At 59.6% G+C, this 19,835-nt stretch carries 18 protein-coding genes and 1 tRNA gene; 8 read left to right on the forward strand and 11 right to left on the reverse strand.

The window, feature by feature from the left end:
• The first annotated feature begins 93 nt into the window (after positions 1 to 93).
• Positions 94 to 549, forward strand: a complete 456-nt coding sequence (locus DOU54_RS05870) for a GNAT family N-acetyltransferase (protein WP_113380561.1) — start codon at positions 94 to 96, stop codon at positions 547 to 549.
• A 386-nt stretch (positions 550 to 935) separates the two neighbouring features.
• On the opposite strand, the gene DOU54_RS05875 is transcribed toward DOU54_RS05870, so the two are convergent.
• On the reverse strand, positions 936 to 2,168 hold the full coding sequence (locus DOU54_RS05875) for an AI-2E family transporter (protein ID WP_035210723.1): 1,233 nt from the start codon (positions 2,166 to 2,168) through the stop codon (positions 936 to 938).
• 229 nt (positions 2,169 to 2,397) lie between these two features.
• Here DOU54_RS05875 and DOU54_RS05880 point away from each other — a divergent pair, with 229 nt between their 5' ends.
• Entirely contained in the window at positions 2,398 to 4,131 is a 1,734-nt protein-coding gene (locus tag DOU54_RS05880; RefSeq protein WP_004442215.1) for an ABC transporter ATP-binding protein, read from the forward strand.
• A 16-nt stretch (positions 4,132 to 4,147) separates the two neighbouring features.
• On the opposite strand, the gene DOU54_RS05885 is transcribed toward DOU54_RS05880, so the two are convergent.
• The gene (locus DOU54_RS05885; protein WP_022556285.1) at positions 4,148 to 4,369 is read right to left on the reverse strand and encodes a hypothetical protein; all 222 of its coding nucleotides are present in this window, start codon (positions 4,367 to 4,369) and stop codon (positions 4,148 to 4,150) included.
• 126 nt (positions 4,370 to 4,495) lie between these two features.
• A complete protein-coding gene (locus DOU54_RS05890) occupies positions 4,496 to 4,861 on the reverse strand; it encodes a VOC family protein (protein ID WP_037093653.1) in 366 nt (121 codons plus the stop codon).
• 262 nt (positions 4,862 to 5,123) lie between these two features.
• On the opposite strand from DOU54_RS05890, the gene DOU54_RS05895 reads away from it, so the two are divergent.
• Complete coding sequence (locus DOU54_RS05895; protein WP_162749514.1) at positions 5,124 to 6,449, forward strand: Nramp family divalent metal transporter; 1,326 nt, start codon at positions 5,124 to 5,126, stop codon at positions 6,447 to 6,449.
• A 6-nt stretch (positions 6,450 to 6,455) separates the two neighbouring features.
• Here the strand turns inward: DOU54_RS05895 and DOU54_RS05900 are convergent, their stop codons facing one another.
• The 6 genes from DOU54_RS05900 to DOU54_RS05930 all read right to left on the reverse strand — a co-directional run bounded on the left by DOU54_RS05900 (position 6,456) and on the right by DOU54_RS05930 (position 14,361).
• Positions 6,456 to 6,788 (reverse strand): helix-turn-helix domain-containing protein, encoded by a 333-nt coding sequence (locus DOU54_RS05900; RefSeq protein ID WP_037093651.1) that lies wholly within the window; start codon positions 6,786 to 6,788, stop codon positions 6,456 to 6,458.
• The gene (locus tag DOU54_RS05905) at positions 6,778 to 7,056 is read right to left on the reverse strand and encodes a BrnT family toxin (RefSeq protein WP_004442197.1); all 279 of its coding nucleotides are present in this window, start codon (positions 7,054 to 7,056) and stop codon (positions 6,778 to 6,780) included. Before DOU54_RS05905 ends, DOU54_RS05900 begins: the two co-directional genes overlap by 11 nt.
• A gap of 116 nt (positions 7,057 to 7,172) precedes the next feature.
• Positions 7,173 to 10,991, reverse strand: coding sequence for a vitamin B12-dependent ribonucleotide reductase (locus DOU54_RS05910; RefSeq protein WP_037093649.1), 3,819 nt, complete (start codon positions 10,989 to 10,991; stop codon positions 7,173 to 7,175).
• Positions 10,992 to 11,814: 823 nt separating this feature from the next.
• Positions 11,815 to 12,312 carry a xanthine phosphoribosyltransferase gene (gene gpt / locus DOU54_RS05920; RefSeq protein WP_006698845.1) on the reverse strand — a complete coding sequence of 166 codons (498 nt, stop codon included), beginning with the start codon at positions 12,310 to 12,312 and terminating at the stop codon, positions 11,815 to 11,817.
• A gap of 306 nt (positions 12,313 to 12,618) precedes the next feature.
• Entirely contained in the window at positions 12,619 to 13,464 is an 846-nt protein-coding gene (locus tag DOU54_RS05925) for a universal stress protein (protein ID WP_004442189.1), read from the reverse strand.
• 105 nt (positions 13,465 to 13,569) lie between these two features.
• Positions 13,570 to 14,361, reverse strand: coding sequence for a competence/damage-inducible protein A (locus DOU54_RS05930; RefSeq protein WP_004442187.1), 792 nt, complete (start codon positions 14,359 to 14,361; stop codon positions 13,570 to 13,572).
• Positions 14,362 to 14,638: 277 nt separating this feature from the next.
• Here DOU54_RS05930 and wrbA point away from each other — a divergent pair, with 277 nt between their 5' ends.
• Entirely contained in the window at positions 14,639 to 15,238 is a 600-nt protein-coding gene (wrbA, locus tag DOU54_RS05935) for an NAD(P)H:quinone oxidoreductase type IV (RefSeq protein WP_004442185.1), read from the forward strand.
• Positions 15,239 to 15,725: 487 nt separating this feature from the next.
• On the opposite strand, the gene DOU54_RS05945 is transcribed toward wrbA, so the two are convergent.
• Positions 15,726 to 15,971, reverse strand: coding sequence for a DUF982 domain-containing protein (locus tag DOU54_RS05945; RefSeq protein WP_004442183.1), 246 nt, complete (start codon positions 15,969 to 15,971; stop codon positions 15,726 to 15,728).
• A gap of 81 nt (positions 15,972 to 16,052) precedes the next feature.
• Positions 16,053 to 16,340, reverse strand: coding sequence for a hypothetical protein (locus DOU54_RS05950; protein WP_004442182.1), 288 nt, complete (start codon positions 16,338 to 16,340; stop codon positions 16,053 to 16,055).
• Positions 16,341 to 17,073: 733 nt separating this feature from the next.
• Between DOU54_RS05950 and DOU54_RS05960 the strand changes: the two genes are divergently transcribed.
• From DOU54_RS05960 to popZ, 4 genes are all read left to right on the forward strand, one after another.
• Positions 17,074 to 17,226 carry a DUF3309 family protein gene (locus tag DOU54_RS05960; RefSeq protein ID WP_004442177.1) on the forward strand — a complete coding sequence of 51 codons (153 nt, stop codon included), beginning with the start codon at positions 17,074 to 17,076 and terminating at the stop codon, positions 17,224 to 17,226.
• Positions 17,227 to 17,465: 239 nt separating this feature from the next.
• Positions 17,466 to 17,539, forward strand: a tRNA-Cys gene (locus tag DOU54_RS05965).
• Between the two features lie 243 nt (positions 17,540 to 17,782).
• A complete protein-coding gene (locus DOU54_RS05970) occupies positions 17,783 to 18,454 on the forward strand; it encodes a protein-L-isoaspartate O-methyltransferase family protein (RefSeq protein WP_022556281.1) in 672 nt (223 codons plus the stop codon).
• Positions 18,455 to 18,845: 391 nt separating this feature from the next.
• On the forward strand, positions 18,846 to 19,808 hold the full coding sequence (gene popZ, locus DOU54_RS05975) for a cell division protein PopZ (protein WP_060942367.1): 963 nt from the start codon (positions 18,846 to 18,848) through the stop codon (positions 19,806 to 19,808).
• Positions 19,809 to 19,835 lie beyond the last annotated feature (27 nt).

The following is a 19,835-nucleotide window of genomic DNA, read 5'->3' on the forward strand; positions in this document are numbered from 1 at the left end:
CTGTCGGGAATTATGCTCTAGAAACTCATCTATCCCGATTGCAGTGACATTACGACGAAATACGCATTTTTTTGAGAGAAGGCAGGCATCGCATTGGCCATCGAAATCAAGCTTGAGGCACCCCGTCAGGACGCGGTTCTGCGCCTCATCGACCTTTCCAATGCCTATATGGCGTCGCTTTACCCCGCAGAAAGCAATCATCTAGTCGATATCGGAGCGCTTGAGAAGGATAATGTCTCTTTTTTCGTGGTGCGGCATGGTGGCCGCGTGGTCGGCTGCGGGGCGCTGGTGGAAGCGGGCGATGGCACGGCTGAGGTCAAGCGCATGTTCGTCGATCCGGAGGCGCGGGGTCTGCGCATCGGCAAGCTGATCATGGATACGCTCATCGCGCGTGGTGAGGAGCTTGGCCTTTCTGCCATTCGTCTCGAAACCGGCATCAGCCAGCCGGAGGCGATAGGGCTTTACCGCAAGGCGGGTTTCGTGGAGATCGAGGCTTTTGCGCCCTATAAGCCTGATCCGCTCAGCCTCTTCATGGAGAAGGTGCTTTAAGTCGGCGGTACAGGTTCGCGGCCACTTTGCGGTGTCCAAAACGAAGGAATCCACGCGACATGAAACGCAGCGCGAGCGACGGATCGCGCCAAACACCCAACGTCATCCTCGGTGTGTCACGAGGATCTGCATCCGAGTGATTTTATCTGACGTGATTAGAACCTTGGCACAAGGTGAGGATGACGGCGATGGTGCATTTCCCGCTCTTCATCCGTTTCAGACCTGAATGAAAACTTAGAACTAAGAATGATCGCAACGCGCCGAGGATCAGGTCCCGTACCGGAGAAGCGATAGTTGCGGATGCGCAACGAGGCCGAGCATGGGCGGATGCGAGGTTCGCGGATATCTGTCGTTACCGGAGCTGCGGCGTCTGGCGCAGGCTTCAATCAGAAAGCGGCCTTTCGAAACGCCTTGGTCTCCTCGCTATTGTCCTCGAGCACGGCGACCTCGTCCAGGGCGTCACCCTGCGCAGGAGGCGGTGTCGGAGCTTCGGCGGCCGCGGAAAGTTCGACCTCACGAACCCATTCGCGCCAGATCGCGACCAGAAGCGCCATCAGCACCGGGCCGATGAAGAGGCCGAGGAAACCCATGGTCTTGACGCCGCCGACGAGGCCGAAAAACGTCGGCAGGAATGGCAGCTTGATGGGCCCGCCGACGAGTTTCGGGCGGATGGTCTTGTCAACGATGAAGAGTTCCACCGAACCCCAGACAAACAGGGCCAACCCGTGGGCGGGCGAGCCGCTGGCGACCAGATAGATGGACACCAGCGTGAAGGACAGAGGCGCACCGCCCGGAATGAGGGCCATGACGCCTGTCAGCACGCCGAGCGTGACGGGCGAGGGGACACCGGCGATCCAGTAGGCGATGCCGAGGATGATGCCTTCGCCGATGGCGATCAGCGTCATGCCGGTGACCGTGGAGCTGATGGTGGCGGGCACGACGCGGGAAATGCGTTCCCACCGCGTCGGCAGGATGCGCTCGCCGACCAGATCGACCTGACGGGTGAAACCGGCCCCGTTACGATAGACGAAGAACAGCGCGATCAGCATGAACAGCAACGTCAGCACCAGATGGAACGCGCCATTGCCGGCGGCGAGGATCGCCCTGTAGATATTGCCGATATTGGCGCCGCTGACGAGCTGGATCACCTCACCGATGGCGCCCGGCGTGCCGATATATTTCACCCATTGTTCGCCAAGCCATGGGCCGACGGCGGGAAGGGCGGCGATCCAGTCCGGCACGGGGGCGCCGGTCTTGTTGACATGCACTGCCCAGCCGAACCATTCGCGGATTTCGCTGGCCGTGTAGGAAGCGGCGATGAAGATCGGGACGACAAGGAAGGCGAGGATGAGAATGATGGCGATGGTGGCGCCGAGCGTGGTGTTGCCGCCCACCTGCCGAAGAAGCCGTGTATAGACCGGCCAGCTGGCGAAACCGATGACGAGGGCGGCGAGAACCGGAACCAGGAAGCCGTGGAAGAAGTAGATGCCGGCCAAGGCAACGAGAACGAGCAGCCAGCGCGCAGCCGAAATGGGCGGGATCAGGGCGATCCGCGTCGGGCTGGCCGGACCAAGCCATCTCGGTTCGCCACTCTGCTTACGGCTGTCATTCTTACTCACGGCAGGCTCTTTCTCGCATTCTCCCCGAAGGGTGCATTCACTCTGTCACACCGATACATATAAGTGCAATATAATCGGATCACATTACCGTTGTGTGTTTATTGCTGAACCTATTGAACGATTTTGGTAAAAATAGAACATCGGTCTTGGCGCGCGCATTGAAATATGACAATTGAACTCCGTTTTTCTTGCGGCGTAAGGTTGCCGCGCCCGATCTCCAGGTCACGCTATGCTCCGCCGCTTCTTCGCCTATTATCGCCCCTATCGCGGTCTGTTCATTCTCGATTTTTCCTGCGCTGTCTTGTCGGGCGTACTGGAACTCGGCTTTCCGATGGCGGTGAAGGCCTTTGTCGACGTGCTGCTGCCGGGCGGTGAATGGGCTATCATCCTGGCCGCCTCCGTCGGGCTGCTCCTCATCTATGTACTGAATACCGGATTGATGGCGACTGTCACCTACTGGGGACACATGCTTGGGATCAATATCGAAACCGACATGCGCCGGCTGGCCTTCGATCATCTGCAAAAGCTTTCCTTCCGGTATTTCGACAACCAGAAGACCGGCCATCTGGTCGGGCGGCTGACCAAGGATCTGGAAGAGATCGGCGAGGTCGCCCACCATGGGCCCGAAGACCTGTTCATCGCCATCATGACTTTTATCGGCGCGTTCCTGCTGATGCTGTCGGTCAATGTGCCGCTGGCGCTCATCACCGCCGCCGTCGTGCCCGTCACCGCCTGGGTCACCAGCCGGTATGGCGGTCGCATGACGCAGAATTTTCGCGCGCTATACGGCCGTGTGGGGGATTTCAACGCCCGTATCGAGGAAAATGTCGGCGGCATGCGAGTGGTGCAGGCCTTTGCCAATGAGGATCACGAGAGGGCGCTGTTCGAAAAAGACAACCAGAAATACCGCCGCACCAAGCTTGACGCCTACAAGATAATGGCGGCCAGCACCTCGCTGAGCTACATGAGCATGCGGCTGACACAGATGATCGTGATGATCTGCGGCGCCTGGTTCGTTCTGAATGGCGACCTGACGGAAGGTGGCTTCGTCGGCTTCCTGCTGCTGGTCGGCGTGTTTTTCCGCCCGGTGGAAAAAATCAATTCGGTCATCGAGACCTATCCCAAGGGCATTGCCGGTTTCCGCCGGTTCACCGAGCTTCTCGACACCGCGCCCGATATTGTCGATGCGCCCGATGCGGTGGAAGCGCCGCTGCTGCGCGGCGATATCGAATACCGCCATGTGGGCTTCGGTTACGCCGAGGGCAAGCAGGTTCTCAGCAATATCGACCTGAAGATCAGCGCCGGCGAGACCGTGGCCTTCGTTGGCCCGTCGGGTGCGGGCAAGACGACGCTCTGCTCGCTGCTGCCGCGCTTTTATGACGTCACCAGCGGTGCGATCACCATTGACGGCATCGATATCAGAAAGATGAAGCTCGCCTCGCTGCGCAATCAGATCGGCATCGTGCAGCAGGATGTCTTCCTGTTCGGCGGCACGATCCGTGAGAACATCGAATATGGACGGCTTGGCGCTTCGGATGCGGAGATCATGGAGGCGGCGCGGCGCGCGCGGCTGGACGGCGTCATTGAGGCCATGCCGCTCGGGCTCGACACCGTCATTGGCGAACGCGGCGTAAAGCTGTCCGGCGGACAGAAGCAGCGTCTTGCGATTGCCCGCATGTTCCTGAAAAATCCGCCGATCCTCATTCTCGATGAGGCCACCTCGGCGCTCGACACGGAAACCGAGCGGGCCATCCAGCAATCGCTGACCGAGCTTGCCAAAGGCCGCACCACCCTCGTCATCGCCCACCGGCTGGCGACGATCCGCGATGCCTCGCGCATCGTGGTCGTTGACCAGAGCGGCATCGCCGAAACCGGCGCTCATGCCGAACTCCTGGCTGCCAAGGGCCATTACAGCCGTCTGCACGAGGCGCAGTTCAGCGGTCATCTCGCGGGCCTCAGCTGACCGGCCCGCACGTCGCTCAGCCTTCTGCTGCCTGTTCTTCTACAATGCCGGGGTTTGCCTCCGGCTTGCCGGGATGGCTGCTGACGAGGTAACCCATGGCGACGGCGGCCGCTACGACGAAGAGCAGCAGGACGCCGCTGATCGTCATCAGCCATTCGCGGGGCTTTCTGTGCCCCATGATATAGTTCGGCCACCGGCCTGGATGGTTCACCACGTCGTTATTCCGGTGCTGTCGCATGAACTTCCCCAGATTTAAGCGTTTTGGTGAAAGATCAACGTCAGCGCTACCGCGACTGTTCCGTTTGTGTGGCGAACAGGTGATGACAAGGACGTGAGTCCGGTCATTCTGTCTTGGGAAGGCCGATCAGGCGGATTGAATGGCGATGCGGTTGCCCTCGCTATCGGAAATCTCCGCGACGAAGAGCGCATCATTCACCGCCGTTTTGGGAAATAGGAGCTCGCTTCCACCGGCAAGAGCTTTAGCAATCACATCATCCACATCAGCGACACTGAAATAGACGATCGCTCCATCTCGCGTCGGTACATAGGCCGGGCCTTCGGCAAGCGCGGCACTGGCGCCATTGCTGTTTTCGTCAAAAGGGAAATAGGCCATTCTGCTATCGTGGATCGCGACGATTTCGGCAAAGGGCACATCAAAAACCGCGCGATAGAAGCGGATCGCCCGATCAAGATCGGTCACGGGGATTTCGACATGGGCGACAATATTCATACGCTTCTCCTCAGCTGGACTAACGCACTTTCAAATTTCTGATGGCACCGATCTTTCTAGCGACGGCTGACATGGCGAGGCAATGGCGCGCGGTGTCAAGTAACCACATTGTCAATCGTCCAGCACCCGCGTGACCGGTCGCAGTGCCAGGAGAGGGCTAAGCGCCACATCGCGGCGTCGAAAGTCAGCTTGCGTCCTGCGTCTCTTTATGCGAATGATTTGCAATTGCATTAATCAGATTTCCGTTCAGAAAGCGCATAGTATGGAGAAGCCAGTCTTTGGATGGCGGCGAAACGGCGACGATCTCTCGTTGTCAGACGTTCACAGTTCTATCCGCGTCAAGCCGAATGCCGGCACGTTTCGGCGGGCGATGGCGTTTTTTGGTCCCGGCTATCTCGTTGCCGTCGGTTATATGGATCCCGGAAACTGGGCGACGTCGCTCGCCGGCGGCTCCAGGTTCGGCTATACGCTGCTGACGGTTGCGCTGGTCTCGAACATCATGGCGATCGTGCTGCAATCGCTCTGCGCCCGTCTTGCGATTGCCTCCGGCCGCGATCTCGCCCAGGCCTGCCGTGACGCCTATCCGAAGCCGGTGGCCATGTTGCTATGGCTGCTCGCCGAGATCGCTATCATCGCCACCGATATTGCCGAGGTGATCGGCACGGCCATCGGCCTCAACCTCATCTTCGGCATTCCGCTCGAAATCGGCGTTCTCATCACCGCGCTCGATGTGTTCCTGATCCTTTATCTGCAGAAGCTCGGCTTCCGCTGGGTGGAGGCGCTGGTCATCACGCTGCTTGGCGTCATCGCGGTGTGCTTTGCCATTCAGGTAGCGCTCGCCGATCCTGACTGGGGGCAGGTGATCCTTGGTTTTGCGCCGACGACTGAAATCGTCACCAATCCTGACATGCTCTATCTGGCGCTCGGTATTCTCGGCGCGACCGTCATGCCGCATAATCTCTATCTGCATTCCGGCATCGTGCAGACCCGCGAAATCGGCGAGACAATAGCCGAAAAGCGCGAGGCGCTGAAATTCGCGACGCTCGATTCCACCATCGCCCTGATGTTCGCGCTTCTCATCAACGCATCGATCCTCATTCTGGCGGCGGCGACCTTCAACAAGGCGGGGCAGACAAATGTCGCCGAACTCGGCGAGGCGCATAATCTGCTGGCGCCGCTGCTCGGCCTTGCGATTGCGCCGACGCTGTTCGGCGTGGCGCTTTTGTGCTGCGGCATCAATTCCACTGTCACGGCAACGCTTGCCGGCCAGATCGTGATGGAAGGTTTTCTCAAGATGCGGCTCGCCCCCTGGCTGCGCCGCCTCATCACCCGCGCCATCGCCATCATCCCCGCCGCCGGCGTGACCATCCTTTACGGAGACAGCGGCACGGGCGAACTGCTGATCCTGACGCAGGTGGTCTTGAGCCTGCAACTCTCCTTCGCCGTCTTCCCGCTGGTGATGTTCACCGGTGACAAGGCCAAGATGGGCGAGCTGCGCTCACCGCTCTGGCTCTCAGGCTTCGCATGGCTGATCGCGGTGGTGATTGCGGCGTTGAATGTGAAGCTGCTGGTGGATTTTATCGGGTGAGGCGGGTCAGGCCGCGCCTTTACGGAGCGCGGCGGCCGTGCCCTCCGGGTCGACGGCGATGACCTTGAGATAAGCGCGGGCCGGCTGGTCCGGCTCGCTACGTCCCTGTTCCCAATCACGCAGGGTGCCGAGCGGAATATGATAACGCGCGGAAAACTCTTCCTGCGTCAGCTTCAGGGCCCGGCGAATGATCTTGATGCGCGGCATTCTGGGAGCCGCAGCAAGTTGCTCGGCAGAAACCGGCGGATTGTCGGGGTCGGCAAGCGCATTCGCCTCCGCCTCTTCATCGGTCATGGCGTGAAGGCGGGCCCAGTCTGTTTGATCGATTTTACCAGCCATTGTCGTCGTATTCCTTGCGCTCCGCGCGTGTCGCCTTTCGTGCCGAGATGATGCGGATCACTTCGCTGCGTTCGGTATAGATCACAGTCAGAACCAATCCGTTGCCCAACCCCACTATACGTCGTCGGACTTCGCCGTAATTCGCTGAACGATCCTCGATATCCACGGCAAATGGATCCTCAAAAACCTTGCGGGCCGTTTCAAAGCTGACGCCATGTTTGGCGAGATTGGTTAAAGCCTTTCGGTCATTCCACTCAAAAGATAACATTGTGGACTACGGGTTTCCAGTAGTGAAATGGATAAAATATCAAAAGAAGAAGGGCTCTTTCATATCTGAAAGAGCCCTCAAGACTAGTCGTTTTTTGGTGGTGTCTAAGCTAACGCTCAGCTGCAACCGCTCGTCGCACCACAAGTATCGCACTTCTCGCAAGTGCCGTTCCGCACCATCGTGAAGTTCTGGCATTCCGAGCACATGTTGCCCGTATACCCTTGAGCGATCGAGCGCATGCGGCGTTCGTTTTCGACCTTCTTGGCTTCCGTCTTGGCCGAAGCAGCGTCTGCGGCGGCCTTGTCGGAGAAGAGGGCGGTTGCCGTCTGCTGGGCTTCCTGGACGACCTCGTCGATCACTTCTTCGGCGATTTCTTCGGCCAGTTCCTTGGCGCGCTCTTCATAGTCCCGCTTGAAGGAGACGATTTCGGAGGTTGCGATGGCGACTGTCGGTTCCAGCTTGCGGGCTGCGGAGCCTGCAAACGAGGTCACGTTGGCCGAGGCGCGGGCAGGGGCTGCCGTTGCCGATCCCTTGGGCTCGGAAGCGGTGCGTTCGCCGTCATTGCGGGACACGATGGTCGGCTTGTAACCGCGGGTCCAGCCGGTGGAAACGAGGTTGGTCTTGCCTTCCTGGATACCCTTGCCGAGCGCCGTGTTGGAGAAGTCGGACGTATCGACATGGGCGAGATCGTGGCGGCCGAGATAGGAGACGGCGAGTTCGCGGAACACGTAGTCGAGGATCGACGTGGCGTTCTTGATCGCGTCGTTGCCCTGCACCATGCCGGCCGGTTCGAACTTGGTGAAGGTGAAGGCCTCCACATATTCTTCCAGCGGCACGCCATATTGCAGGCCGAGCGAAATGGCGATGGCGAAGTTGTTCATCATTGCGCGGAAGGCGGCGCCTTCCTTGTGCATGTCGATGAAGATTTCGCCGATGCGGCCATCACCGAATTCACCGGTGCGCAGATAGACCTTGTGACCGCCCACAGTTGCCTTCTGGGTGTAACCCTGACGGCGGTTCGGCAGCTTTTCACGCTCGCGTGAGACGCGCTCGATAACGCGCTCGACGATCTTTTCGGTGATCGTCACGGCCTGCTGTGCGGCGGGCTGCTGGATCAGTTCTTCGATCAGGTCTTCTTCGTCCTCATCTTCCACCAGCGACGCGTTGAGCGGCTGGGAAAGCTTGGAACCATCACGGTAAAGGGCGTTGGCCTTCAGCGCCAGCTTCCAGGAGAGCATGTAGGCTGCGCCGCAATCCTCAACCGTCGCATCGTTCGGCATGTTGATCGTCTTGGAGATCGCACCGGAGATGAAGGGCTGAGCCGCCGCCATCATGCGGATATGCGATTCGACGGAGAGGTAACGCTTGCCGATCTTGCCGCAGGGGTTGGCGCAATCGAAGACGGGCAGGTGCTCGTTCTTCAGGAACGGTGCGCCTTCCAGCGTCATCGCGCCGCAGACGTGAACGTTGGCCGCTTCGATGTCCTTCTTGCCGAAGCCGAGGTGCTCGAGCAGGTTGAAGCTCATGTCGGAGAGCTGCTCGTCGGAAACCTTCAGCGTTTCCTTGAGGAAGTCGGCGCCGAGCGTCCACTGGTTGAAGACGAACTTGATGTCGAAGGCGCTCTTCAGCGCGCCGTTGACGGCTTCGATCTTCTCATCGGTGAAGCCCTTGGCCTTCAGCGTCGAGGGGTTGATGCCGGGAGCCTGGTTGAGATTGCCATGGCCGACGGCATAGGCCTCGATCTCGGCGATCTGGCTTTCGGAGTAACCGAGCGAACGCAGCGCATCCGGAACGGCGCGGTTGATGATCTTGAAGTAACCGCCACCGGCGAGCTTCTTGAACTTCACCAGCGCGAAATCGGGCTCGATACCGGTCGTGTCGCAATCCATCACGAGGCCGATCGTGCCTGTGGGTGCGATAACGGTGGTCTGGGCGTTGCGGTAGCCGTGCTTTTCGCCAAGTTCCAGCGCCTTGTCCCAGGCGGCCGTTGCGTGGGCGATCAGGTCCTGATCCGGGCAGTCGCCATGGACGAGTGCGACCGGGTTGACCGACAGGCCCTCATAACCTTCCAACTGGCCAAGGGCGGCGCGGCGGTGGTTGCGGATGACGCGCAGCATGTTTTCGCGGTTGGGCGCAAAGCCCGGGAAGGGGCCAAGCTCGCCGGCCATTTCGGCCGAGGTGGCATAGGACACGCCGGTCATGATGGCGGTGAGCGCACCGGCAATGGCGCGGCCTTCGGCGCTGTCATAGGGAATGCCGGAGGACATCAGGAGGCCGCCGATATTGGCGTAACCGAGGCCCAGCGTGCGGTACTCATAGGAGAGTTCGGCGATCTGGCGCGACGGGAACTGCGCCATCATGACGGACACTTCGAGCACGACGGTCCAGAGGCGAACGGCGTGTTCGTAATCGGCGATATCGATGCGCTTCGTCGCCTGATCCTTGAACTGCAGAAGGTTCAGCGAGGCAAGGTTGCAGGCCGTGTCATCGAGGAACATGTATTCCGAGCACGGGTTGGAGGCGCGGATCGGGCCGGCCGCCGGCGAGGTGTGCCAGTCGTTCATCGTCGTGTTGAAGTGCAGACCCGGATCGGCAGACGCCCAGGCGGCGTGGGAAATCTTTTCCCAGAGGTCGCGGGCCTTCAGCGTCTTCATGACCTTGCCGTCCTTGCGGGCGGTGAGGTTCCAGTCACCGTCATTTTCGACAGCGCGCAGGAAATCGTCCTTCAGCGAGACGGAGTTGTTGGAGTTCTGGCCCGACACCGTGAGGTAGGCTTCCGAATCCCAGTCCGTGTCATAGGTCTTGAACTGGATGTCCTTGTAACCCTGCTCGGCGAACTGGATGACGCGCTTGACGTAGTTTTCCGGCACCATGTCCTTCTTGGCGGCGCGGATTTCGCGCTTCAGGGCAGGGTTCTTGGCCGGGTCGAAGCAATCGCCGTTGTCAGCTTCGCAGTTGACGCAGGCCTTCATGATCGCCTTCAGGTGCTTGGCGACGATCTTGGAACCGGTGACGAGAGCGGCAACCTTCTGCTCCTCGTTCACCTTCCAGTCGATATAGGCTTCGATATCGGGGTGGTCGGCATCAACGACGACCATCTTCGCTGCGCGGCGGGTCGTGCCGCCGGACTTGATGGCGCCGGCTGCGCGGTCACCGATCTTGAGGAAGCTCATCAGGCCTGACGATTTGCCGCCGCCGGAGAGTTTTTCGCCTTCGCCACGCAGATAGGAGAAGTTGGAGCCAGTGCCGGAGCCGTATTTGAACAGGCGCGCTTCACGCACCCACAGATCCATGATGCCGCCTTCATTAACGAGGTCGTCCTCAACGGACTGGATGAAGCAGGCATGCGGCTGCGGATGTTCGTAAGCGGACTTGGACTTGGTCAGCTTGCCGGTGAAGGGGTCGACATAAAAGTGGCCCTGGCCGGGACCATCAATGCCATAGGCCCAGTGCAGGCCGGTGTTGAACCATTGCGGGGAGTTGGGGGCAACACGCTGGGTGGCGAGCATATAGGCAAGCTCGTCGCGGAAGGCGAGGGCATCTTCTTCGGACGAGAAATATTTGCCCTTCCAGCCCCAATAGGCCCAGGTGCCGGCCAGGCGATCGAAAACCTGGCGTGCATCGGTCTCGGAGCCGTAGCGCTCGGCTTCCGGAACATCCTTCAGAGCCTTTTCATCGGGCACGGAGCGCCAGAGGAAGGAAGGAACGTCATTTTCCTCAACCTTCTTCAGGAACTTCGGCACGCCGGCCTTGCGGAAATATTTCTGCGCCAGAACGTCGGTGGCAACCTGGCTGAACTGCGCGGGAACGTCGATGTCAGCCAGACGGAACACGATGGATCCATCCGGGTTCTTGATTTCACTGACGGCCTTGCGGAAGTCGATCTCCGCATAAGGCGATTGGCCGGGCTTCGTGAAGCGGCGTTCAATGCGCATGGTTTCTGTCCTCGTCCATTGGGCGCCCGGTGAAGGGCGCAAAAATTCGTTCCAGCCGTGCGATGCCTTCGCGCAGCCGGTTGTTGCCGATCTGATGGGATGTTCATCCTTGGATGTCATCCCTGTATCTCGTGTTTAAGATGGCTGCAAGCCTACTATATATAGTGTTAACACATTCTTGCTGCCAGTCCCCGCGTAATGTTTTTGGCGGTTCCGAAGGCGCAGAAAAGCCATCGGCGAACCGCCCCCTCATGGCCGGGACGCCGTTTGGACATGCGCGCTGAAGATGGAGAAGAACCGGCCTCGTTACTTTCCGGTTCGTTGCCGCCGCAACATATTTGTCACTTTCCTCTCGCGACACAGATTCGTCAAGCCATAGATTGAAACCCATTTTTAACCACAAGATATTGTGTGGAGTGCCTGTGGAAAACGGGGATAGGAAAAGCTCTCAGAAAAATCAGTGACTTGGCGGAAAAATTTGAAGCTTGCGCGAGGCTGGTTTCCGCAACGGAAAGGCAAAACCCCGCATTTTCGGGGTGAGGCATAATGGCGACACTGCGGTTTTTCCGTGTTTTTCACTGTGGGCAAAAAGGCCTTTTCACACAAAAAAGCCGCCCCGGGTGGGACGGCGAAAGAGTGTATATTGCTGGGGGAAGTCTTGCGCGGTTGGTGCATCCGCACTCCGTCACCCCGGACCAGATCCGGGGTCCAGCGCGATCAATCCTTGATCGGGAGAGAGTCGTCTCACGGCGCAGACGCGCCGTGGCTGGATGCCGGATCTAGTCCGGCATGACGGAAAGAAAAAGCGCCATTCTTCAGGCACTCAGCCACGCGATCCCTTGGCGATCGGCTCCTGATAGGTGAAGCCCATGTCCCAGGGGAAATAGATCCAGGTGTCCTGGCTCACTTCGGTGACGAAAGTATCGATGGTCGGCACGCCCTTCGGTTTGGCGTAAACGCAGGCAAAATGCGCCTTCGGCAGCATTTCGCGCACTTCGAGCGCCGTCTTGCCGGTATCGGTCAGATCGTCGACGACAAGCACGCCTTCGCCGGCATCAACAGTCAGTTCGGGGGCTACGCCTTTCAAGAGGACCGTATCACCCTGGTTGACGTAGTCATGGCGGGTGGCGATGCAGACCGTATCGATCATGCGGATGTTCAGTTCGCGGGAAATGATCGCCGCCGGAACGAGGCCGCCGCGCGTGATGCAGACGATCGCCCGGAACTCTTTGTCGAGACCGGCAAGACGCCATGCAAGCGCACGGGCGTCGCGGTGAAACTGGTCCCAGGAAACGGGAAAGGCTTTATCGGGAAGGGACATGTCGTCTACCATCTGGTCAAAATTGTCGATGGCTTTGGCTAATAGCCGCAAGACCGGCAAAAAGGCAAGCTTTGCGCTTATCCGGCGTGATTTTGGCTGAGAGAATGCCGCTTGGTTCTTCTCCCCTAAGTGGAGAAGGTGGCCCGAAGGGTCGGATGAGGGGACTGGCTCTCGGTCTATCTCTACCCACGCCCCCTCATCCCGCTGCCGCGGACTTCTCCCCGGCGGGGAGAAGAAACCAGTGGCGGACGCTCCTTTCGAGCGAGATGGCGGGGGCTGGCGGCGCCATTTGCGCCGCATCCATATTCAACGCGACAGCAGCGTCATCGCCGTCATGGAATCGAGCAGCGTGCGGGTAACGCCGCCGAACAGCAGTTCCCACCAGCGGGAATGGCCGTAAGCGCCCATGACCAGAAGGTCGATGCTGTTATCGGAAAGGCGATTTTCGATGGCCGCCTGCGGCGAAAGGCCGGCAATCTTTTCCTGTGAGGTCACCGTCACGTTCACGCCGTGGCGGGCGAGCGTGGCGGCCAGTTCCGTACCGGCAAACCCGGAGGACTGCGTTTCGCTTTCTGCCTGGTCGACGGAGAATATCTCGACGCTGTCGGCGGCTTTCAGAAAGGGCAGGGCGTCGAAAGTGGCGCGCGTCGCCTCGCGAGAGCCATTCCAGGCGATCAGGACGCGTTTGATCGGTTTGGCGACGGTGAGCACATGCGGGACGAGGAGAACGGGACGGCCGCTTTCATAGAGAAAGCTGTCAATATCGGTGCGGCTGTCCGACAAAGCCGAGGAACTGCTCTGGCGGGCGACGACGAGATCGGCGCAACGGGCGCTGTCGATGGCAGAGGCGGAGGCGTAACCCACCGAGGTAACGAAGCTTCGCCATTCATGCGAGATGCCGTTGGCCGATAGCGTACGCTCGAAAAGCGTGCCGACATCGGTGGTTTCCTTGTGTGCCACATCCTGCAGGGCCTGCACGGTGGCGGGATCGGGAATTTCCATCGGCGCGACGAGGGGAACGGCGGCCAGCGTTTCCATGTGCAGGCCGATGACATGCGAGGAAAACTGGTCTGCAAGGCTCACCACGAATTCGCCGAGCTTCTGTGTGTTCGAAACATTGTCGACCACTGCCAATATCGTTTTGTAACCCATTTATCTCTCCTCGGTGACATCTAATTTCTGTGGGGAGAGTGGCCGCCTTTGCAGGCCGCCACCTTGATTTTGGTCAAAGCCCGTTTGTCAAAGGCCCTTTCTCGCTCAAGCCGTTGCGTCGCCCTTGCCTGCCGCCAGTCTTTTCTCCTGTCCGATGGCTTCGATCATGGCCGCGACCGCATCCGCCGCGGCCTTCAGCACGCCTGCATCCCGGGCGCGCACCACGATTTCCGTCGAAAAGCGTTGCCCGTCATATTTCGGATAGGAACCGATGCTGGTTTCGGGATGGGCTTTCTGGATGGCCGTCAGCGGCGTGCCGATATCGCCTTCGCCATACGGTGAGCGTACGGCCTGCGACATCACCTTGGCGCCGGTGCGGAGCGTCGGCATGACGTTGTCGAGCATCGCCTGGAACACCTGCGGCACGCCGGCCATGACATAGACATTGCCGATGATGAAGCCGGGGGCGACGGAAACAGGGTTGGCGATGTGGACAGCACCTTTCGGCATGCGCGCCATGCGCTTGCGCGCATCGGTGAATTCCATCTCACGGGCACGGTACATGTCGCCAAGTATCCGCAAGGCTTCGGCATCGTGCTCGCAGGGAAGGCCAAACGCCACGGAAACCGCATCCGCGGTGATGTCGTCATGGGTCGGGCCTATGCCACCCGAGGTGAAGACATAATCATAGCGGCTGCGTAGCGCATTCAGCGCTTCGACGATCGCGTCCTCCTCATCGGCAACGATACGCACTTCCTTGAGGTCGATGCCGGACATGGTCAGCACGTCCGCGAGGTGGCCGATATTCTTGTCCTTGGTACGGCCCGAAAGCAACTCGTCGCCAATGGCGAGCATGGCGGCGGTCACGACGGATTGAGCGGAAGAGGGATTGGACATGGGTGTACTCGTCATCTGTTTTATCAGACGTTAGCCCCGTGCCCGATGATTGCAAAGCGGTTTTGAAAAAATGTATTTCGGCAAATAGTTGACGTTTCGCTTTTCCGTTCACTTATGGTGAACAGTGCGTATGCCGATAAGCCGCTGGCGTGGAAGAAGCCTGTGAGCTAGATTTTCATCACATGCTTGTAACGGGTCGCCGATAATCATCATCACGTTTTTGAAAAGGCTTCTGGTCGGGACGCCGGAAACGATAAACCCAAAGGAAACAAAGAAAATGACGAAAGTTCTGGTGCTCTATTATTCTTCCTACGGTCACATCGAAACGATGGCCTATGCTGTCGCCGAGGGTGCAAAATCGGCGGGCGCAGACGTCGTCGTCAAGCGCGTTCCGGAACTGGTGCCGGAAGCGGTCGCCAAGTCTTCGCATTTCAAGCTCGACCAGGCGGCGCCGATCGCCACCGTGGACGAACTGGCTGAATACGATGCCATCATCGTCGGCGCCGGCACCCGCTTCGGCACGGTCGCTTCGCAGATGCGCAATTTCTGGGACCAGACGGGCGGCCTGTGGTTCGGCGGCAAGCTCGTCGGCAAGGTAGGTTCCGCCTTTACCTCTTCCGCCACCCAGCATGGCGGCCAGGAATCGACTATTCTCGGTTTCCTGCCGACGTTCCTGCACCACGGCATGGCCGTCGTCGGTCTGCCCTATGCCTTCCAGGGCCAGATGGGTGTCGATGAAATCAAGGGCGGCTCCCCTTACGGCGCTTCCACCATTACCGATGGCGACGGCTCGCGCCAGCCATCCGAAGTCGAACTTGAAGGTGCACGCTTCCAGGGCGCGCATGTGGCGAAAATCGCCGCCAAGCTTTCTGCCTGATCCTGAAAAGTCCAGTGAAAAAGAAATGCGGCCCAAAAGGCCGCATTTTCTGTGCCGGCGGCATCATCACCAGCTTTACCGCGATGCTCTCCTGCGAAGCTCGTTACCCGATCAGATCGGCAGGTTCACCATGAAGAGGCAGCTTGCAACCACGAAGCCGATCATCGAAATTTCAAGAAAACCATTCAGTCCGTCGCGCATTTCAATCCTCCTTGTTCGATCGAAAAGAGAACGGAAAAAGTTTAACGCGGTTCCATAACAGCAGAATGAAATTTAGGGATTCTTAACGCCTGATTTACGGCGTGTCAGCCGGTGACGACGAAGGCCACGACGAGGTGGCCGAGAAGGCCGATCGCCAGGCAGGAGAGAAGAAAGATGAACAGGGCTTTTTTCATATATCCGGACGCTTTCCTCTGTATCGATCCATCGAACCATGAACTTGACGTTAACGCCCCTGGCGCCTCCGTCGCGACGCGTGGCTGGGCCGTTACGCCTTGATGTCGAGCCCCGCTTCGATCGCGGCGGCGATGAAGGCCTTGCGCGCGTCTTCAGGCTTTTTCCTGCCGGCATCCACGGCGGCGCAGACCAGCAGCGCCTTGTCTAGCGCCTCGCCATCCTCCACCGGCCAGTCCTCGATCAGGGCCCAGGAGGCGGCCTGGGTTGTTTCGATGCTCGTATAATCACCCGGCGTTTCGAAGGCGATCAGGACGGGTTTCTGCCAGCGCGTGTTCATCGCTCATCCATGTTGGTTTCGCGCCCGGCTCTAAACGAAGCCGGCGGGATGCGCAATCCGTTTCGGAGCCGACCGGCGCGGTCAGTCGTCGCGTCCGAACAGCCATTCGCGAAGGATGCGCCGGTCAATGAGTTCCAGCGAGCGATCCGGCGCGATGCGATAGGTTTCCACCGCCCTTGTGCTGCTGTCTATGCGGAACTCATGGGTGAAGGTGCTGCCGATCGGTGACTTCGTCAGCTTCGTGCGCGGCTGGCCTTTATAGATGATGCTCCCGGGAATGGGCTCCACATAGGGTGCCGGACCGGCGGTCGTGCATCCCGCAAGCGCGAGCGAAAGGGCTATTGCGGCCGATGATGCGAGCGTTTTCATCCCGTCCTCCGAGGTCCATCTGCAAAACGATATGGAGGCGCGGAGGTTCCCGGAAGCGGCGGATGCAGCAGTATTATTCTTTCCGACTACTTGCGCTTTGGGTTCTGAATGTCGCGCGCGACCCAGCGAAAGAAAAAATAGACGAGGAAGCCAAAGATGAAAAGCGGGATGAGGTTCGCAAAACCGGACATATGATTCTCGTTTCTCCCTCCCGTCACGGGGGTCTATCCGGAGAGGCTGAGACGAGGCAAGGGGTAGCACGCATGGTCGTCGGTCACATGTACGTGTGCCGACCTGCCTGCGGCAGGAGTGGGACGGAGCGAGGGAGGGGGCGGGAGAGATCCGGCGCACTGCCAGCGAAGCCGGATCTCTCCGTCTCCCGCCGGTTTCAAGGTACGCGGGACTGTCTTCACTATGGCGGACAACCGAAAATAGACATAGAGCGAGAAATTACCTCGAATAAATTGCAGCGATCCAGACCTCGCGATGAATTCGCCGCGCGAGACTATGCACAATTCCTCATATTCACTGTCCGGGACATTGATCCGCCAGGCGCGGGGGACGGCACGCCCCTTCCGGCCGGACCATCATGTCTGGGCAAAAGCGGTGTAACCTGTTGAAACGGCACGTCTGCCGTCATTCTTTCAGCCTGCTGGAGAGGCCGGAAGAGGGAACTTTTCACGCGCTGCGTCATTGAAGCAGTCGGACACATGCCAATAGTGGAGGGTTAAACATGCTCGGCACCATCCTTGTCATCCTGCTCATTCTGTTCCTCATCGGCGCGCTGCCAAGCTGGGGTTATCATAATTACGGTTACGGCCCTTCGGGCGGTCTCGGACTGGTGCTGGTCATCGTGCTGATCCTGGTTCTGATGGGACGGATTTGATCGACCGTTCCTGAAAATGCACGGGTTGCCCGTAGTCGAAAGTCCTTCGGCTGCGGGCAATTTTTCGTCCGGAGCAGGGGGATGACGCGAAAAGCCATGTCATCTTAGTGACTTAAACAAGGTGGGCGGTTGAACTCCACGTACCCGGCTGAAAAAACACGACATTCGGAACGATCCCTCTTGCGCCCCAAATGGATTCGTTCTAAATGCCCGCCATCGCTCCATTGATGAGCGTGTGAGGCCTCGTGGCGGAGTGGTGACGCAGAGGACTGCAAATCCTTGTACCCCGGTTCAATTCCGGGCGAGGCCTCCAAAATTCTCCCACGGTACGATGATTTTTCCTGTTACGCGTCACGATTGGCGACGTCTCGCCGTTTGTTCCGTGAAGAAAACCACTGCCATCCTGCTTTTTACCCCACATCCGTCTTACCGCGCTTGAAAGCGCGCTCTTGGCCAATTATGAGATTACTCAAAGGCGAGGGGAGGCCCGCGCCGTTTTGAGCTTTTGGAGCCGGGACTTCCCGACCGGCATCCGTGAAATTGAGGCGATAACGACATGATGGATTTCGAAACCGCGCGCGCCAATATGGTCGACAGCCAGCTGCGTACGACCGACGTGACTTCGCATTCGGTGCTGAAGGCGTTTTTGAGTGTGCCGCGCGAGGCATTCGTGCCGACGGGTGCACGGCAGATTGCCTATGTGGATGAGGATTTGCAGATTTGTCCCGCCCGGGATGGCCGCCCGGCCCGTTATGTCATGAAGGCCTCGCCGCTCGCGAAGCTGCTGCAGCTCGCGGCCGTTTCGAGGGAGGACGTGGTCCTGGAAGTCGGCGGTGGTTCCGGTTATGCGGCCGCCATCCTGTCCCAGCTTGCCGGCTCCGTCGTTTCGCTCGAATGCGATGAAGCGCTCGCCGCACAGGCGACCGAAACGCTCGCTTCGCTTGGCTATGACAATGTCGCTGTCGTCACCGGCGATCTCGAAAAGGGTTATGCGAGCGAAGCGCCTTACGATCTGATTTTCGTGAACGGCGCTGTCGAGGAAGTGCCGGCGGCACTTACCGAACAGTTGCGCGACGGCGGGCGTCTCGTCGTCGTTGTCGGATACGGCAATGCCGCAAAGGCCACCGTTTATCGCCGCGATGGCGCCAGCACGTCGGCCGCGACCTTCTTCAATGCTTCGGTCAAGCCGCTGCCGGGTTTCGCCAAGGCAGCCGAATTCGTTTTCTGATCACCGTACCATCATTCTGTTCTTGACGCCGGGGTGGAATTTCCACCCCGGCGTTTTTGTGAGGATTGGAAATTCATCCCGTGTGCGTCTTCGAGAAGATCGCGCCCACAAAGCTGTGTATCATCACGAAACTTGTCGAATCAGTGATTTAGTTCGCGGCTATGCTGCCCTAAACTAAGGTGATTCGGGGTGTGCGTATTTCTGCCCCGCATGACCCCTGCAGCGGGTTGCGAAGATGCGGAGCGTCTTTCTCAGGCCTGTTGCAGACTGTCGGCGCGGCGGTTGTTTCGGCTGCCGCTGCCGTGATGTGCAGATTGAACAGGTGCGAAGTGCCCCTGGCATCCGAAGGGATGCGAGGCCGGGTGCTAGAGAGTGGAAACCGGGGATTGATATGGCTCAGCCAAGCGTAGCGCGTGAACCGTCCATGGAAGAGATTCTGGCGTCGATACGCCGGATCATCGAAAGCAACGAGCCAGGGCCCGCCGGCGCATTTTCCGGCCAGTTACCGCCGGTTTATGACGATGAGGACGAGGCGGCAGGCGACGCGACTTACATGACGGAGCCAGCCAGCCCGCCGGCCCGCGTCCCTCCGCCGGCAAACCAGGCCTTTGGCGCGCGGCCTGCACAGGATTTTTCACCGGCTTATGAAAAGTCTCTGGCCGAGCCCCAGGAAATCCCCGTCGAAAAGACGATGTCGCTCGCCGATGTCGCCGCGCGGGTTCGCGCTGCCGCAGACCGCAACGCCGCCATGGGGCCGCAGGCCTTCGCCTCGCAGGGCCAGCGCGCGGCGATGCAGGCCTCTCCAGCTTCCTCTTCTCCCGCCGTGCCGCAGACCGAACGGCCCGCGGCACAGCGTCCGACGGATGTACGGCCGCTGATGGTGGCGGCTGCGGCAACTGCTGCTGAACAGCAGGCGCCCGCCGCTTCCGAGGACCGGGCCGCTGCCGCTGCCATTGAAAGCGCGCCTGTACCGGAAAACCATTTTGATCATATGGCGCTGCGCGGTGCGATTGAAACCGCCGTCGCCGAGGAAGTTTTCGACATCGACGTGCAGGAACCCATTGCCGAGGCGCCGTCACTCGATCTGGTTGCGCCGCAGCCGGAAGACAAAGCACAGGCCGGCTCCGACCTGTCGCTCAACCTCATCTCGGCCGCCGCGGGCGCGCAGATCGCGCGTTCCTTCAGTGAGCTGGCCGAGGTTTTCGACGGCGTCGAACGTCGTTCGATCGAGGACATGGCGGCCGAGATGCTGCGTCCGATGCTGCAGGAATGGCTGGAAGACAATCTGCCAACCCTGGTTGAACGTCTCGTGCGCGAAGAAATCGAGCGCGTGGCGCGCGGCTCGCGCCGCTGATTTTACGCTGGCCGCAGGGCCGGGTGC

Source organism: Agrobacterium sp. MS2 (assembly GCF_003261015.1).
GTDB lineage: Bacteria > Pseudomonadota > Alphaproteobacteria > Rhizobiales > Rhizobiaceae > Agrobacterium > Agrobacterium pusense.